We start from the raw sequence: 14,049 nt of genomic DNA, 5'->3' as shown, positions 1-14,049 counted from the left end.
CCTCAGAGCAGGCCGAGCCGGACCACGAGCATCGCGACGACCACGACGAGGGTCCAGCCGAGGAGGTGCTCGGCGAGGCGCGGGCCGTCGCCGTCCCGGGGGCCGCCGGTACGGGGGCGGGCGACGGCGGAGGCGGTGGCGTGTGCGGTCATGGCTGCTCGCTGGGTCTCGTGGTGCGGCGGATCCCCCCGGGGACGCAGTCCACCATGCCACCCCGCGCCGCCCGCGCGGCGGAGAGGTTGCTCACAGGCGGCGGCCCCGGCGGGGGGCACCGCCGGGGCCGTCCCCCGCGCACCGGCACCGGCACCGGTCAGAACACGCCCACGGCGGCGAGCGCCTCGCGCTGGCGCGGGGTCGGACGGACGGGGAAGTAGAGGTAGCAGACGCCGCCGGTGCCGGAGACGACCTTCCCGGTGGTGTTGTACCGCCTGGTCCGCAGCCAGATGTTCTCCCACTCCCGGCGCCGGTAGACCCGGCGCACGGAGGCGTTGTCCGGGGAGGCCGGGTCGTTGGCGATGACGTCGCCCCCGGAGGTGAAGCCGATCACCGTCATCAGATGGCCCGCGGTCCCGTACCCGGCGCCGGTCAGTTCCTCCTTCAGGAAGGACTGGGAGGTGATGACCGGGATGCCGGCCGCGATCAGCGTCTCCACGTCGGTGAGCGAGCCGAGGCGGGTGACGACGCTCTGGAGGCCGGGGAAGGTGGCGGCGTAGGCGGCGTTGAACGGCCAGTTGCCGCAGCCCGCGTACTGGTGGTCGTAGGTGTACCGGGCCGCGTGGCAGACTTGCGGATCGGCGTACGAGGGGTCGACCCAGGACAGCTCCTCCTCGGTCGGCCCGCCGCCCCAGTACTCGATGATCATTTGCGAGGAGGTGGGGCTGCACCACGCCTCGCCGCCGTTGTCGTACTCGGGGTACTGGCCGGCGTGGATCTCCTGCGAGTAGCGGGGTACGCGGAGTTCCCCGGCACGGCCCGGCGCGGAGGCGGGGACGGTGAAGCGGTCGGGGACGTCGGAGCCCATCGCGCCGATCCGGCGCACGGCCGGGCTGGCCCGGCTGCCGGGGCGGCGGTACAACGTGGCCCTGAGCCGGTAGGAGACCAGCCGCAGTCCGCCGGAGGCGTCGTCGACGGCGAAGGTGTCGGTCCACACGCTCCCCCGGCCGTCGCCCTGGTCGTCCACGGAGGTGCGCCGGACGTCCCCGTCGCCCGACGCCCAGCGGCCCATCACGAACCAGGGGGTCCCGGTGCCGTCGGAGTAGGTGCCGCGCAGCTCGACCTGGATCCAGGTGCCGGCCGGGGTGTCGGCGTTCCAGGAGGCGATCACCTCGGTCGCGGGGACGGTGAGCCGGTGGAGGGGCGAGGTCCAGGTGGCGTACTCCCAGGTCGCGGTGGTGCCGGTGTGGGGGTTGGTGTACTCGGTGGTGCCGACGGGGGTGCCGATCGCGATGCCGGGCCGGGCACCGGCGACGGTGCGGACCCCCTCGGCGGCACCGGAGCGCCAGTCGGGCACGGTGGTCCATCCGTGGTATTCGACCGGGCGGGCCGGTGCGGGGGCGCCTCCCCCGGCTCCGGGTCCCGGGGCGGCCCCAGTGCCGGGGGCCGGTCCCGGGGCGGCACCGGCGGTGCCCGGGGCGGCGTGGGCGGCGGCCTGTGCGGCGCCGCCCGCCACGGCCGCGACGACCGCGGCGGCCAGGACGGTCCGGCGGGAGGGCGGTTCTGCTCTGCTCATGGGCGGAAGACCCCCAGGTGATCCGGTTCGGGGCTGGTCCATTGCACGGGCTGTGCGCCCACTATGACCGCGCGTCGGCCCCGCCACCAGCACGCGCGCGCACGCCACGCGAGGAACATTGGTGTCGACCAGTGGCGGACGCGGCCGGAAGGGGGACGGCGGGGACGCCGGTGGCACGGGTGGGCGGGGGGACGGGAGTTCCGGGGCGGCGGCCGCCGATCCGTGGCCACCTGGGGCCGGCGCGGGGCCGATCCCCGGTGCGCCCCCGGGACCCCGGGGCTTCCGGTTCTCCGGTTCTCCGGTTCTCCGGGGAGGCCCCGTGCGGCGAGCCGGGCACGGGGACCGCGAAGCGCCGGCGGCGCGCGACGGACCACGCGCGACCGGCCGGGACCGCCCGTCCCCGCCCGGAGAGCCGGCGCCGACAGCGACCTCCAGCGCCGGCGGGCGCACCCCTGGTACGGAACGGGGGACGGGCTCCCCATGGGACGGGAGGCCACCGGCAGGCCGCACCCCCGGCACCAGCACCGAAGCGGTCGGCGGTCGGCGGTCGGCGGTCGGCGGTCGGCGGTCGGCGGTCGGCGGTCGGCGGTCGGCGGTCGGCGGTCGGCGGTCGGCGGTCGGCGGTCGGCCAAGGGTGCCGGTTAGAGTGCGGGCGGACCGCATCCGCCCCTTCGTACCGCCGGGAACCCGCCATCCACCAGCTCGCCGCCCTGCTCCGCCGCCTCCCCCCGTCCTGCGGCCCCGTCCGCCTGATCGGCGTCGACGGGCACGCCGGGTCCGGCAAGTCCACCTTCGCCGGACGGCTGGCCGAGGAGCTGGACGGGGCGCCGGTGCTCCATCTCGACGACATCGCCCGGCACGACGAGCTGTTCGACTGGACCGGACGGCTGCGGGCCGAGGTGCTGGACCCGCTCGGCCGCGGCGAGGTCGCGCACTACGCCCCCTACGACTGGTGGGCCCGGCGTCCCGGCCCGCCGCGCGCGCTGCCGCCCGCCCCGGTGATCCTCGTCGAGGGCGTCGGCGCGGGCCGACGGGCGCTGCGCCCGCACCTGGCGCACCTGCTGTGGATGGAGTTGGCGCCCGACCGGGCGTGGGCGCGCGGCCGGGCGCGCGACGGGGCGGAGCAGCGGGAGTTCTGGGACGGGTGGGTCCCGGCGGAGCGCCGGCACTTCGCGGAGGACCCCTCGCGCCCCCACGCGCACCTTCTGGTGCGGCAGCGCGGACCGGGGTACGAGGTGCTGCCGGGGCCCGGTGGAACAGGGGGAACAACGGCCACCGATCACCCGGAGTGATGCCCCACCCGTGATGTGGTGACTTTGTGAAGGTCGGGACACAACAACTTTCCTGAGGCCCGCAACTTCGCTTGACCCGGGGGGCGTACAGGTCTTACGTTCTCAATACGCCCCTCAGGGGGCACCTCAGGACACGAAGCCCCCGGTTGTTCCCCCGTGATCGGGGGCTTCGTTCTGTCCGGAACACTCCGCGGAGCCGCCGCCCGCCGGATCTTTCTCACTCTCCGTGACCGTCAGGCCGGTCGCCCTCCCTCTCCCGCGCCGTCGTCCGGCATGCCCCGACGCCCTTCGGGGGATCCCCCTCCGCGGGTACGATGCCCTCGGTGCCACCCGTGGACGGCGGCCATGGGCACCTGGCAACTCCGGTCCGCCTCAACGCTGTTGATGAGCCGGGGCGGGCGGCGGGCCGGGGCCCGGCGGCACACCGACGGGGGCACGGTTCGTGGGGGACGCGATGGATTTCGGCACGCACGGCCCACGGGCGCGGCAGGCACCGGCCGAACTCGCCTGGTTGCGCGGCGTGGACGCCTACACGATGGGTGCCTATCCGCAGGCGGAGGAGGAGTTCAGGGCCGCGGTGCGCGTCGACCCGGCGATGGCCGACGGCTGGCTGGGCCTGCACGCGCTGCGCGTCGACACCAGCACCGCCCTGCTGAGGATGTACCGGCACCGGGACCGCTTCGGCGAGCAGCGCACCCGGCACCGCCGCGCCCTCAACTCCTGGTACTGGCTGGGCTGGTGGGTGCAGCCGGTGCTGGAGAGCCCCCGCGACCTGCTGCTGGCGCACGCCTCCCACTGGCTGGACGGCCGCCATGTCCCCGAGCTGGACCGGGCCCTGGCCGGTCTCCCGCCGGTGGACACCGATCCGCAGGTCCGGTTCCTGCACGCCTGCCGCTCCTATCTCGTCAAGGACTGGGAGGAGCTGGTCCGGCACACCGATCCCCTGCTCGGCGATCCGCTGCTGGGCATCGAGGCGGGACTGTTCGGCGGGATGGCCCGGGTCCGGCTGGAGATGTTCGGCCAGGCCGAACCGCGTCTGGCCGCGGCCCTGATGCGGTGCCGCAGCGAGCAGCCGCAGCGCAAGGAGCTGCGCTACTGGCTGGCCCGCGCCCACGAGGGCACCGGCCGCAGTGCCGCCGCGCTGCCGCTCTACCGGGCCGTGCACCGGGTCGATCCCGCGTTCATGGACACCTCGGCCCGGCTGGCGGCCATCGCCGAGGGCGACGGCTATGACGAGGGCGACGAGTTCGGGGCCATCGGGACCTCCCTCGGGGGCGACCTCGACGGGCTGGACGGGCTCGACCCGCTCTTCGGCACCGAGGAGCGCGATCTGAAGCTCTCCGGCACCGGCCCCTCCCCCGTGCCCGCGGCCCCTCCGGCCGGGCCGCCGGTGCGCGCCAAGGACGACGGCCCCGATCCGTCGCTGCCCACCGGGCCGACCGATCCGGCGCTGCTGGAGGACGCCCTCGCCCAACTGGAGCGCATGGTCGGGCTGGAGCCGGTGAAGCGCCAGGTCAAGGCGCTCTCCGCGCAGCTGAACATGGCACGGCTGCGGGCCGGGCAGGGCCTTCCGGTGCAGCCGCCCAAGCGGCACTTCGTCTTCTCCGGCCCCTCCGGCACCGGGAAGACCACCGTGGCCCGCATCCTGGGCAGGGTCTTCTACGCCCTCGGCCTGCTCGGCGGCGACCACCTCGTGGAGGCGCAGCGGGCCGATCTGGTCGGCGAGTACCTCGGGCAGACCGCCGTGAAGGCCAACGAGCTGATCGACTCGGCGCTGGGCGGCGTGCTCTTCGTCGACGAGGCGTACTCCCTGTCCAACTCCGGCTACGGCAAGGGCGACGCGTACGGGGACGAGGCGCTCCAGGTGCTGCTGAAGCGCGCGGAGGACAACCGGGACCACCTGGTGGTGATTCTGGCCGGCTATCCGGAGGGCATGGACCGGCTGCTGTCCGCCAACCCGGGGCTGTCCTCGCGCTTCACCAGCCGTGTCGACTTCCCCTCGTACCGGCCGCCGGAGCTGACCGCGATCGGCGAGGTGCTGGCGGGCGGCAACGGGGACACCTGGGACGAGGAGGCGCTCGACGAACTGCGGTCGATCGCCGGGCACGTGGTGGACCAGGGGTGGATCGACGAGCTGGGCAACGGGCGGTTCCTGCGGACGCTGTACGAGAAGAGCTGCGCCTACCGGGACCTCCGGCTGTCCGGGTACACCGGTGAGCTGACCCGGGGCGATCTGGCGACGCTGCGGCTGCCCGATCTGATGCAGGCGTACGGGGAGGTCCTGTCGGGACGGGGGCCTCAGGACCTGACCGGCCCCTGATCCGGGCGCGCCGCGCCCCCTCGTCCCGCCGGGCGGGGGCGGGGGCGCGACGGGCCGGGTCAGGCGGGGACCTCCTCCGGCTCCCCGCTCGGCCGCGGGCGGTTCAGGCTCACCCCGCGGTGGGCGGGGTCGCGGACCTCGCCCACCAGGAGTTCGAGGACGTCCTCCAGGGCGACGAGGCCGAGGACCCGGCCGGAGGAGTCGGCCACCTGGGCGAGATGGGTCGCGGCGCGGCGCATCACGGTGAGGGCGTCGTCGAGGGGCAGTTCGGGCCGGAGCGTCGTCATGGGCCGCCAGAGGTGCTGCGGCACCGCCCGCCCGGAGTCCTCCAGGTCCAGCACGTCCTTGACGTGGAGGTAGCCCAGGAAGGCGCCCTCGCCCGCGGCCACCGGGAAGCGGGAGTACCCGGTGCGGGCGGTCAGACCGACGATCTCGCCCGCGGTGGCCGAGGGCGCGACCGTCACCAGGGACTCGCGGTCCAGCAGGACGTCGGTGACCGGGCGGGAGCCCAGCTCCAGGGCGTCCTCCAGCCGTTCCTGCTCCTCGGGGTCGAGGAGTCCGGCCTGCCCCGCGTCCTCCACCAGCCGGTTGAGCTGCTCGCTGGTGAAGACGGCCTCGACCTCGTCCTTGGGCTCGACCCGGAAGATCCGCAGGATGCCCCGGGCGCAGGCGCCGAGGGCCAGGGTGACCGGCCTGCACAGGCGGGCGAAGGCCACCAGCCCGGGAGCGAGCCAGAGCGCGGTGCGCTCGGGGGCGGCCATCGCGAGGTTCTTCGGGACCATCTCGCCGATGACGAGGTGGAAGAAGACCACCACGGCCAGGGCGATCACATAGCCGAGGGGGTGGATCATCCCGTGCGGCAGCCTGATCCACTCGAAGACCGGCTCCAGCAGCCGGGCGACGGTGGGTTCGGCCACCGCGCCGAGCGTCAGCGAGCACACGGTGATGCCGAACTGGGCCGCGGCCATCATCTGCGGCAGCCGCTCCAGCCCGTGGAGCACCTGCCGGGACCGGGCGGTGCCGAGCGGCTCGATCTGGCTGCGCCGCACGGAGACCAGCGCGAACTCGGCGCCCACGAAGAAGCCGTTGGCGAGCACCAGCAGGGCGGCGAAGAGGAGTTGGAGGACGCTCACCGGGCGGCCTCCAGGGCGGGCACGGGCACCGTGCGCACCAGCCGGACGCACTCGGCCCGGTAGTGCCCGACCCGGCGCACGGAGAGCCGCCAGCCGGGCAGCTCCGCCCGGTCCCCGACGGCGGGGATGCGTCCCAGCAGGTCCGCGACCAGGCCGGCGACCGTCTCGTACGGCCCGTCGGGGGCGGCGAGGCCGATGCGGCGCAGGGCGTCGACGCGGCAGCTCCCGTCGGCGTCCCAGGCGGGGCGGCCGTCCTCCGGGGGCGCGGCGGCCAGCTCGGGGGCGTCCAGCCCGTCGTGCTCGTCGCGCACCTCGCCGACGATCTCCTCGACGATGTCCTCCAGGGTGACGACCCCGGCGGTGCCGCCGTACTCGTCGACGACGACCGCGATGGGCTGCTCGCTGCGCAGCCGGGTGAGCAGGGGCCGTACCGGGAGGGTGCGGGGGACGAGCAGGGGCGGGCGGGCGATGCCGCCGACGGTGGTGCGCAGCCGGTGGCGGGCGGGGACGGCGAGGGCGTCCTTGAGGTGCACCATGCCGGTGATCTCGTCGATCCGCTCCCGGTAGACGGGGAAGCGGGACAGTCCGGTGGCGCGGGTCAGGTTGACCACGTCCTCGGCGGTGGCGGAGGTCTGCAGGGCGCTGACCCGTACGCGGGGGGTCATGACGTGCTGGGCGGTCAGCTCGCCGAGCGAGAGGGTGCGCACGAAGAGGTCGGCGGTGTCCTGCTCCAGGGTTCCGGCCCGGGCCGAGTGGCGGGCCAGGGAGACCAGTTCACCGGGGGTGCGGGCGGAGGCCAGTTCGTCGGCGGGCTCGATGCCGAGCAGGCGCACCAGTCGGTTGGCGACCGTGTTGAGCCCGGCGATGACCGGGCGGAACAGCCGGGCGAAGGCGTTCTGCGGACCGGCGACGAAACGGGCCACCTGGAGGGGCCGGGAGACCGCCCAGTTCTTGGGGACCAGCTCGCCGATCACCATCTGGACGGCGGAGGCCAGCAGCATGCCGACGACGACGCCGACCCCGGGCACGGCCGCGCGGGGTATGCCGAGCGCGGTGAACGGGCCCCGCAGGAGCCGGGCGAGGGCCGGTTCCGCGAGCATGCCGACGACGAGCGAGGTGAGGGTGATGCCGAGCTGGGTGCCGGAGAGCTGGAAGGACAGCTCCCTCAGCGAGGCCACGACCCGGCGGGCGCGGCGGTCCCCGTCGGCGGCGGCCCGCTCGGCCTCCGGGCGCTCGACCGTGACGAGGCCGAACTCGGCCGCGACGAAGAAGCCGTTGGCGAGGATGAGCAGGAGCGCGGCTGCGAGGAGCAGCAGGGGGGTGGTCATGATGCCGCCGCCTCCGTACGGTCGCGGAGCGCACGGATGCGTTCCGTGCGGTGTCGGGAGGGGGCGGCGCAGGTACTACAGGACGGTCCGTCCATCGCCGGAGGGAGTCACTCCTCGGTTAGCTGGAACCCCCGTGGTCCGGGCGGAGCGACGGGGGCGGTGCCGCGACGGCCGCGGCTCCGTTCCCAGATTAATCACGAAAAGGGTGACCGCGGCAGGGTGGATGCCCCCGATCCGGCCCTGATTCACCCCGGCCGGACCCCGGCGGAGTCCTCGGCGGGGACGGGTGCCGTCCCCGGGGCAACGGGACCCGCCCCGGACGGGACCCCGGGTCCGGGGCACGGCCGTCCCGGCGACGGGGCCTCCCGACGGGGACACGGGGGTCTCCCGGCGGTGCGCGGGTGCGGCGGGTGCGCCCCTCGTGGTCGGCCTGGGCGGAGGCCCGTGGGCATCCCGGGCGGGAACCCGGACACGCCCCCTACGGCATCCGCGCGGGCTCCGGCCCTGCGGAGCTCGCGGTGCGGGCGCGGGGGCGGGTGCGGTTCCGGCCCGCGTGCCGACGCCCGTCCCGACACCGGCCGGGCACGGCACGTGGACCGGCCTGGACCGGACCGGAGGAGCGGGGACCGCACCGGTGGGTCCGGGCCGTGGAGCCCCTGGGTCACGAGGCGGTCCGGGCCGGTTGAGCGGCGGGGGACGCGGAGGGCGGCGGGGCTGTTGCGCGACCGGGGTGAGGAAAGGGAGGAACTGAGGGCACCAGGAGGAGTGGGGCGTCCGAAGGCTGTGGGGCGACTCGGCCCGAGGGGGCCTGGCGGCCCATCCGAGCCGGGTGCGGTCGGCCCGGGCAGAGGATGAATCCCGGCCCGGGGAAGGCCCGCTCCGGACCGGTCTGGTCCGGCTCGCTCCCGGCCCCGGGTTCAGGTCGGTACGGATCCCGGTCTCGGGCCGGACCCCGGGTGGGCGCGGACCCCGCGTTTCCCGGTCGGCCCGGGTTCCCGGTCGGCCCTGGGGCCCGAGCGGGCCCAGCCCCGCGCCGGAACCGGATCAACCCCGTGCGGCCCGGGTCAACCCCGTGCCGGCCCCCGGGGCAGCCGCGGGACGGTCCCGGGTCAGCCCCGTGCCGGACCCGGGTCGGCCGCGCTGCGGCTCTCGACCAGGGCCCGCAGGGCCCGCGCGTCCGCGAGGGCGCGCTCCCTGGCGATGCCCGGCTGGATGCCCAGCGCGGGCAGGCTGGTGCCGTCGCTGAGGTTGAGGAACACCCACGGGTCACCGGCGCGCAGGGTGACCTGGACGATCTCCGCCCATTCCAGGCGACGGCGGCTCATCAGGTTGACGACGGTGACGCCGGACTCCTCCGCGACGACCTTGGGCCGGGCCAGCACCCACAGGACCCAGTCGAGGAGCAGGGCCGTCACCACGAAGCTGAGCCGCTCCCCCGTGCTGAGCCCCGGCAGCAGCACGGCGACCGCCGTGATGGTCAGGAGGACGGCGACGGCGGCGCCGAGCAGGACGGCACGGGTGCGGCCCGGCTGGAAGGTGACGGGCAGGGCGGGCAGGGCCGGTGCGGTGTCCGGGGTGCTGTCGGGCATGGTGGTGCTCCGGGTGGTGCTCAGAGGCGGCAGGCGTGGATGGCCGTGGTCAGGATGGCCCTCGCGCCGATGTCGTAGAGGTCGTCCATGATCCGCTGGGCCTCCTTGGCCGGGACCATGGCGCGGACGGCGACCCAGCCCTCGTTGTGCAGCGGGGAGACGGTCGGGGACTCCAGGCCGGGGGTGAGGGCGACGGCCTTCTCCAGCTGCTCGACCCGGCAGTCGTAGTCCATCATCACGTAGGTCCGGGCAACCAGGACGCCCTGGAGGCGCCGCAGGAACTGCTGCACCTTGGGCTCGGCGGACTCGTCGGAGGCCGCGCCCGAGCGGCGGATGACGACGGCCTCGGACTTCATGATCGGCTCGCCGAAGACCTCCAGGCCCGCGTTGCGCAGCGAGGTGCCGGTCTCGACGACGTCCGCGATGACCTCCGCGACGCCCAGCTCGATGGCGGTCTCGACGGCGCCGTCGAGGTGGACGACGGAGGCGTCGATGCCCCGGTCGGTGAGGTGGCGGGCGACGATGCCCTCGTAGGAGGTGGCGACGGTGCGGCCCTTGAGGTCCTCGTCGCCGGCGGCGGTGCCCGGCTTGGCGGCGAAGCGGAAGGTCGAGCGGGCGAAGCCGAGCGGGAGGATCTCCTCCGCGTGGGCGCCCGAGTCGACCAGCAGGTCGCGGCCGGTGATGCCGATGTCGAGCCGGCCGGAGGAGACGTAGATCGCGATGTCCCGGGGGCGGAGGTAGAAGAACTCCACCTCGTTCACCGGGTCGACGATCCGCAGTTCCTTGGACTCGCGGCGCTGCTGGTAGCCGGCCTCATGCAGCATGTCCGCCGCAGGGCCGGAGAGGGAACCCTTGTTGGGGACGGCGATGCGCAGCATGAGGTCGGCTTCCTTTGCGTGGTGGGGTGCGGGAGGGACGGTCGGACTCAGTCGGACTTCACAGATGGGCGTAGACGTCGTCCAGGGAGATCCCGCGGGCGACCATCATCACCTGGACGTGGTACAGCAGTTGGGAGATCTCCTCGGCCGCCGCCTCCTTGCCCTCGTACTCGGCGGCCATCCAGACCTCGGCGGCCTCCTCGACGACCTTCTTGCCGATGGCATGGACGCCCTTGTCCACCAGTTCGGCGGTGCGGGAGGTGGCGGGATCGCCGTGTGCGGCCTTGTGCTGGAGCTCGGTGAACAGCTCCTCGAACGTCTTCTTGGACATGGTGGCGCCCACTTTACGCGTAGTGCCGGCCGGGCTAGCGCCACGGTTCGGATACTGAGCGGAGCGTGGCCGCGGTGGCGACCGCCGCGGTCACCGCCTCGTGCCCCTTGTCCTCGCTGGAGCCCGGCAGGCCCGCCCGGTCCAGGGCCTGCTCCTCGGTGTCGCAGGTGAGCACCCCGAAGCCGATGGGGACACCGGTCTCGACGGAGACCTGGACGAGGCCCTGGGTCACCCCCTGGCAGACGTAGTCGAAGTGCGGGGTGCCGCCGCGGATCACGACACCGAGGGCGACGACCGCGTCGTAGCCCCGGCCCGCGAGGACCTTGGCCACCACCGGGAGCTCGAAGCTGCCGGGGACCCGCAGCACCGTCGGCTCGTCGATGCCGAGGTCGCGCAGGGCGCGCAGGGCGCCGTCCGTCAGTCCGTCCATCACCCGGTCGTGCCACTGCGCCGCGACGACGGCGACCCTGAGGTCCCCCACGTTGCGTACGGACAGTTCCGGTGCGCCGTTCCCGCTCACCATGTCTCCTTGGATGCCGTGCCTGAACCGCTGCTACTGGTCGCCGAGGCCGGACACGGCGACCGTGTCCAGCCAGGGCAGGTCGTGCCCCATCCGGTCCCGCTTGGTGCGCAGGTAGCGGAGGTTGTGCTCGCCCGCCCGGACGGGCATGGGCTCCCGGCCGGTGACCGGGATGCCGTGCCGCAGGAGGGCGTCGGTCTTGTCGGGGTTGTTGGTCATCAGCCGTGCGGTGCGCACCCCGAGGTCCGCGAGGATACGGGCCCCGGCGCCGTAGTCGCGGGCGTCGGCGGGCAGGCCGAGTTCGAGGTTGGCGTCGAGGGTGTCCCGGCCCCGTTCCTGGAGCTCGTAGGCGCGCAGCTTGGAGAGCAGGCCGATGCCGCGTCCCTCGTGGCCGCGCAGGTAGACGACGACGCCCCGGCCCTCGGCCCGGACGCGGTCGAGGGCGGCGTCGAGTTGGGGGCCGCAGTCGCAGCGCCGGGAGCCGAAGACGTCGCCGGTGAGGCACTCGGAGTGCAGGCGGACCAGGACGTCCTCGCCGTCGCCGAGGTCGCCGTGGACGAGGGCGACGTGCTCGGCGCCGTCGGCGGCGGCCCGGTAGCCGAAGGCGGTGAAGTCGCCGCGGCGGGTGGGCAGGCGGACCTCGGCCTCCCGGTGGACGACGGGCGCCGGCGCGTCGAGGGGGGCGGGGGCGTCCTCCTCGCGGGGGGCGGGCTCGGTGGCGCGGCGGTGGGCGATCAGGGCCTCGATGGAGATGATCGTTAGGCCGTGCTTGCGGGCGAAGGGGATCAGCTCGGGCAGCCGCAGCATGCGCCCGTCCTCGCCGGCGATCTCGACGATGGCCCCGGCGGGGCGCAGTCCGGCGAGGCGGGCGAGGTCGACGGCGGCCTCGGTGTGGCCGTCGCGGACGAGGACGCCGCCGGGGCGGGCGCGCAGCGGGAAGACGTGGCCGGGCCGGACCAGGTCGGAGGGCTCGGCGGTGCCGCCCGCCAGGAGGCGGAGGGTGGTGGCGCGGTCGGCGGCGGAGATGCCGGTGGTGACGCCGTGGGCAGCGGTGGCGTCGACGGAGACGGTGAAGGCGGTCTTCATCGACTCGGTGTTGTCGTCGACCATCTGCGGCAGGCGCAGCCGGTCCAGCTCCGCGCCCTCCATGGGGGCGCAGATCAGGCCGCGGCACTCGCTCATCATGAAGGCGACGATCTCCTCGGTCGCCTTCTCGGCGGCGATCACGAGGTCGCCCTCGTTCTCCCGGTCCTCGTCGTCGACGACCACGACGGGGCGTCCGGCGGCGATGTCGTCGATGGCCCGGACGACCGGGTCCAGGGTGAGGCCGTCGGGGTCGTCGAGCCGGTCGAGCCGGTCGAGGCCGTCGGTGGTGCCGAGGAGGGGTGCGATGGTCATGCGGGCGCTCCTTCCGGGGCGGGACGGGCCGCGGTACGGGAGCGCAGCCACCAGTCGCGCAGGCCCCAGAGGACGAGCGCGCCGTAGAGGACGTAGACGAAGCCGGAGAAGGCGAAGCCGTTGGCGAAGTTCAGCGGGACGCCGACGAGGTCGACGAGGAGCCAGGCGAACCAGAACTCGACCATGCCGCGGGCCTGGGCGTACATGGCGACGACGGTGCCGACGAAGATGTAGGCGTCCGGCCAGGGGTCCCAGGACAGGGTCGGGAAGGCGGTGAACAGGCCGCCGACCGCGAGGGTGCCGGCGGCGGCGAGGCCCAGCAGGGCGCCGCGCTCGCGCCAGGTGGCGAAGCGGACGTCGATGGAGCCGTCCCCGCCCTGCCGGCCGCCGCGGCTCCACTGCGCGAAGCCCCAGGCGGCGACGGCCATGACGACGATCTGCTTGCCGGCGCTGCCGGAGAGGTGGGCGGTGGCGAAGGCGGTGAAGAGGATCAGGCCGGAGAGGAACTGGGCGGGCCAGGTCCAGATGGAGCGCCGCCAGCCGAGGGCGAGGCCGAGCAGCCCGATCACGTTGCCGATCATGTCCGACCACATGATGCGCTGGCCGAGGAGGGCGAACGCCTCGGAGTTCAGCCAGTTCACCGGGGGTCCCCCTGTCCGGCGGGCCCGGCGCCGAGCAGCCGCTCGACGTACTTGGCGATGACGTCCACCTCCAGGTTGACCGGGGCGCCGGGCTGCTTGATGCCGAGCGTGGTCAGGGCGAGGGTGGTGGGGATGAGGCTGACGGTGAAGAAGTCGGGGCCCGCCTCGACGACCGTGAGGCTGATGCCGTCGACGGTGATGGAGCCCTTCTCGACGACGTAGCGGGAGAGGCCGCCGGGCAGGGAGATCCGCACCACCTCCCAGTGCTCGGAGGGTTCGCGGGCGAGGATCTCGCCGGTGCCGTCGACGTGGCCCTGGACGATGTGGCCGCCGAGCCGGGCGCCGACGGCGGTGGGGCGCTCCAGGTTGACGCGGGAGCCCACGGCGAGGGCGCCCAGGCTGGAGCGGTTCAGGGTCTCGGCCATCACGTCGGCGGTGAACTCGTCGCCCTCGTGGTCGACGACGGTGAGGCACACCCCGTTGACGGCGATGGAGTCGCCGTGGGCGGCGTCCCCGGTGACGACGGGGCCGCGCAGTCGGAAGCGACAGGCGTCGCCGAGGTTCTCGACGGCGGTGATCTCGCCCAGCTCTTCGACGATTCCGGTGAACACTTCCCGGGTCCTCCTGCCTCGTGGGGCACGGACTCCGGGGCCGCCCGAGAGGGCAGGAACCGCGGGAGGACACCGGGGGCGACGCCGGAGAGGGGCCGCCCGCGAAGGACGTCCCACTGGTCGGCGGCGCGCACGAGTGCTCGCCCGCCGCGCACTGCCTCCCATCCGGACTTTAACCGTCGGTCCAGGAATTTCACCTGGTCAACCGGTCGCTGGAGGCGACCGGGTCGCGGACTGTAACCGCCGGTTCGGACTTTCACCGACCCCGGAGTGCGCTGC

At 74.5% G+C, this 14,049-nt stretch carries 13 protein-coding genes and 1 riboswitch; of the genes, 2 read left to right on the top strand and 11 right to left on the bottom strand.

Translation table 11 applies throughout. From position 1 onward, the window contains the following. Positions 1 to 2: 2 nt before the first annotated feature. Together ACZ7LB_RS28285 and ACZ7LB_RS28280 are read right to left on the bottom strand one after the other, a co-directional pair. Entirely contained in the window at positions 3 to 152 is a 150-nt protein-coding gene (locus ACZ7LB_RS28285; RefSeq protein ID WP_471472046.1) for an SCO1431 family membrane protein, read from the bottom strand. A 158-nt stretch (positions 153 to 310) separates the two neighbouring features. After that, positions 311 to 1,729 carry a peptidase C39 family protein gene (locus tag ACZ7LB_RS28280; protein WP_471472045.1) on the bottom strand — a complete coding sequence of 473 codons (1,419 nt, stop codon included), beginning with the start codon at positions 1,727 to 1,729 and terminating at the stop codon, positions 311 to 313. An 830-nt stretch (positions 1,730 to 2,559) separates the two neighbouring features. On the opposite strand from ACZ7LB_RS28280, the gene ACZ7LB_RS28275 reads away from it, so the two are divergent. Together ACZ7LB_RS28275 and ACZ7LB_RS28270 are read left to right on the top strand one after the other, a co-directional pair. Further along, positions 2,560 to 3,021, top strand: coding sequence for a hypothetical protein (locus ACZ7LB_RS28275; RefSeq protein ID WP_471472044.1), 462 nt, complete (start codon positions 2,560 to 2,562; stop codon positions 3,019 to 3,021). Positions 3,022 to 3,475: 454 nt separating this feature from the next. Then, positions 3,476 to 5,341 (top strand): AAA family ATPase, encoded by a 1,866-nt coding sequence (locus ACZ7LB_RS28270; protein ID WP_471472043.1) that lies wholly within the window; start codon positions 3,476 to 3,478, stop codon positions 5,339 to 5,341. 59 nt (positions 5,342 to 5,400) lie between these two features. Here the strand turns inward: ACZ7LB_RS28270 and ACZ7LB_RS28265 are convergent, their stop codons facing one another. From ACZ7LB_RS28265 to ACZ7LB_RS28225, 9 genes are all read right to left on the bottom strand, one after another. After that, on the bottom strand, positions 5,401 to 6,474 hold the full coding sequence (locus tag ACZ7LB_RS28265) for a hemolysin family protein (RefSeq protein ID WP_471472042.1): 1,074 nt from the start codon (positions 6,472 to 6,474) through the stop codon (positions 5,401 to 5,403). After that, a complete protein-coding gene (locus tag ACZ7LB_RS28260; RefSeq protein ID WP_471472041.1) occupies positions 6,471 to 7,802 on the bottom strand; it encodes a hemolysin family protein in 1,332 nt (443 codons plus the stop codon). Before ACZ7LB_RS28260 ends, ACZ7LB_RS28265 begins: the two co-directional genes overlap by 4 nt. A 1,109-nt stretch (positions 7,803 to 8,911) precedes the next feature. Further along, positions 8,912 to 9,391: a PH domain-containing protein gene (locus ACZ7LB_RS28255; protein ID WP_471472040.1), complete on the bottom strand. Its 480-nt coding sequence runs from the start codon at positions 9,389 to 9,391 to the stop codon at positions 8,912 to 8,914. 20 nt (positions 9,392 to 9,411) lie between these two features. Continuing rightward, positions 9,412 to 10,269, bottom strand: a complete 858-nt coding sequence (hisG, locus tag ACZ7LB_RS28250) for an ATP phosphoribosyltransferase (RefSeq protein ID WP_471472039.1) — start codon at positions 10,267 to 10,269, stop codon at positions 9,412 to 9,414. Positions 10,270 to 10,327: 58 nt separating this feature from the next. Further along, positions 10,328 to 10,600, bottom strand: coding sequence for a phosphoribosyl-ATP diphosphatase (locus tag ACZ7LB_RS28245; RefSeq protein ID WP_004990764.1), 273 nt, complete (start codon positions 10,598 to 10,600; stop codon positions 10,328 to 10,330). 34 nt (positions 10,601 to 10,634) lie between these two features. After that, on the bottom strand, positions 10,635 to 11,120 hold the full coding sequence (gene ribH, locus ACZ7LB_RS28240) for a 6,7-dimethyl-8-ribityllumazine synthase (RefSeq protein WP_471472081.1): 486 nt from the start codon (positions 11,118 to 11,120) through the stop codon (positions 10,635 to 10,637). A 33-nt stretch (positions 11,121 to 11,153) separates the two neighbouring features. Beyond that, on the bottom strand, positions 11,154 to 12,518 hold the full coding sequence (locus ACZ7LB_RS28235) for a bifunctional 3,4-dihydroxy-2-butanone-4-phosphate synthase/GTP cyclohydrolase II (protein ID WP_471472038.1): 1,365 nt from the start codon (positions 12,516 to 12,518) through the stop codon (positions 11,154 to 11,156). Next, positions 12,515 to 13,159, bottom strand: coding sequence for a nicotinamide mononucleotide transporter family protein (locus tag ACZ7LB_RS28230; protein WP_471472037.1), 645 nt, complete (start codon positions 13,157 to 13,159; stop codon positions 12,515 to 12,517). Before ACZ7LB_RS28230 ends, ACZ7LB_RS28235 begins: the two co-directional genes overlap by 4 nt. Continuing rightward, entirely contained in the window at positions 13,156 to 13,770 is a 615-nt protein-coding gene (locus ACZ7LB_RS28225; RefSeq protein WP_471472036.1) for a riboflavin synthase, read from the bottom strand. The genes ACZ7LB_RS28230 and ACZ7LB_RS28225 overlap by 4 nt, the downstream gene beginning before the upstream one ends. Before the next feature lie 147 nt (positions 13,771 to 13,917). After that, positions 13,918 to 14,048: riboswitch (FMN riboswitch) on the bottom strand. Between the last annotated feature and the right edge of the window lies 1 nt (position 14,049).

Source organism: Streptomyces sp. NPDC107521 (genome assembly GCF_055598485.1).
The sequence above is the reverse complement of the archived record's forward strand: the minus strand, read 5'-3'. Positions and strand labels throughout refer to the sequence as shown.

Excerpts from the sequence above, each read along its gene's own strand:
- ACZ7LB_RS28285 (WP_471472046.1), bottom strand. The coding sequence starts at position 152 with ATGACCGCACACGCCACCGCCTCCGCCGTCGCCCGCCCCCGTACCGGC.
- ACZ7LB_RS28280 (WP_471472045.1), bottom strand. The coding sequence starts at position 1,729 with ATGAGCAGAGCAGAACCGCCCTCCCGCCGGACCGTCCTGGCCGCCGCG.
- ACZ7LB_RS28270 (WP_471472043.1), top strand. The coding sequence starts at position 3,476 with ATGGATTTCGGCACGCACGGCCCACGGGCGCGGCAGGCACCGGCCGAA.
- ACZ7LB_RS28260 (WP_471472041.1), bottom strand. The coding sequence starts at position 7,802 with ATGACCACCCCCCTGCTGCTCCTCGCAGCCGCGCTCCTGCTCATCCTC.
- ACZ7LB_RS28255 (WP_471472040.1), bottom strand. The coding sequence starts at position 9,391 with ATGCCCGACAGCACCCCGGACACCGCACCGGCCCTGCCCGCCCTGCCC.
- hisG (WP_471472039.1), bottom strand. The coding sequence starts at position 10,269 with ATGCTGCGCATCGCCGTCCCCAACAAGGGTTCCCTCTCCGGCCCTGCG.
- ACZ7LB_RS28245 (WP_004990764.1), bottom strand. The coding sequence starts at position 10,600 with ATGTCCAAGAAGACGTTCGAGGAGCTGTTCACCGAGCTCCAGCACAAG.
- ACZ7LB_RS28235 (WP_471472038.1), bottom strand. The coding sequence starts at position 12,518 with ATGACCATCGCACCCCTCCTCGGCACCACCGACGGCCTCGACCGGCTC.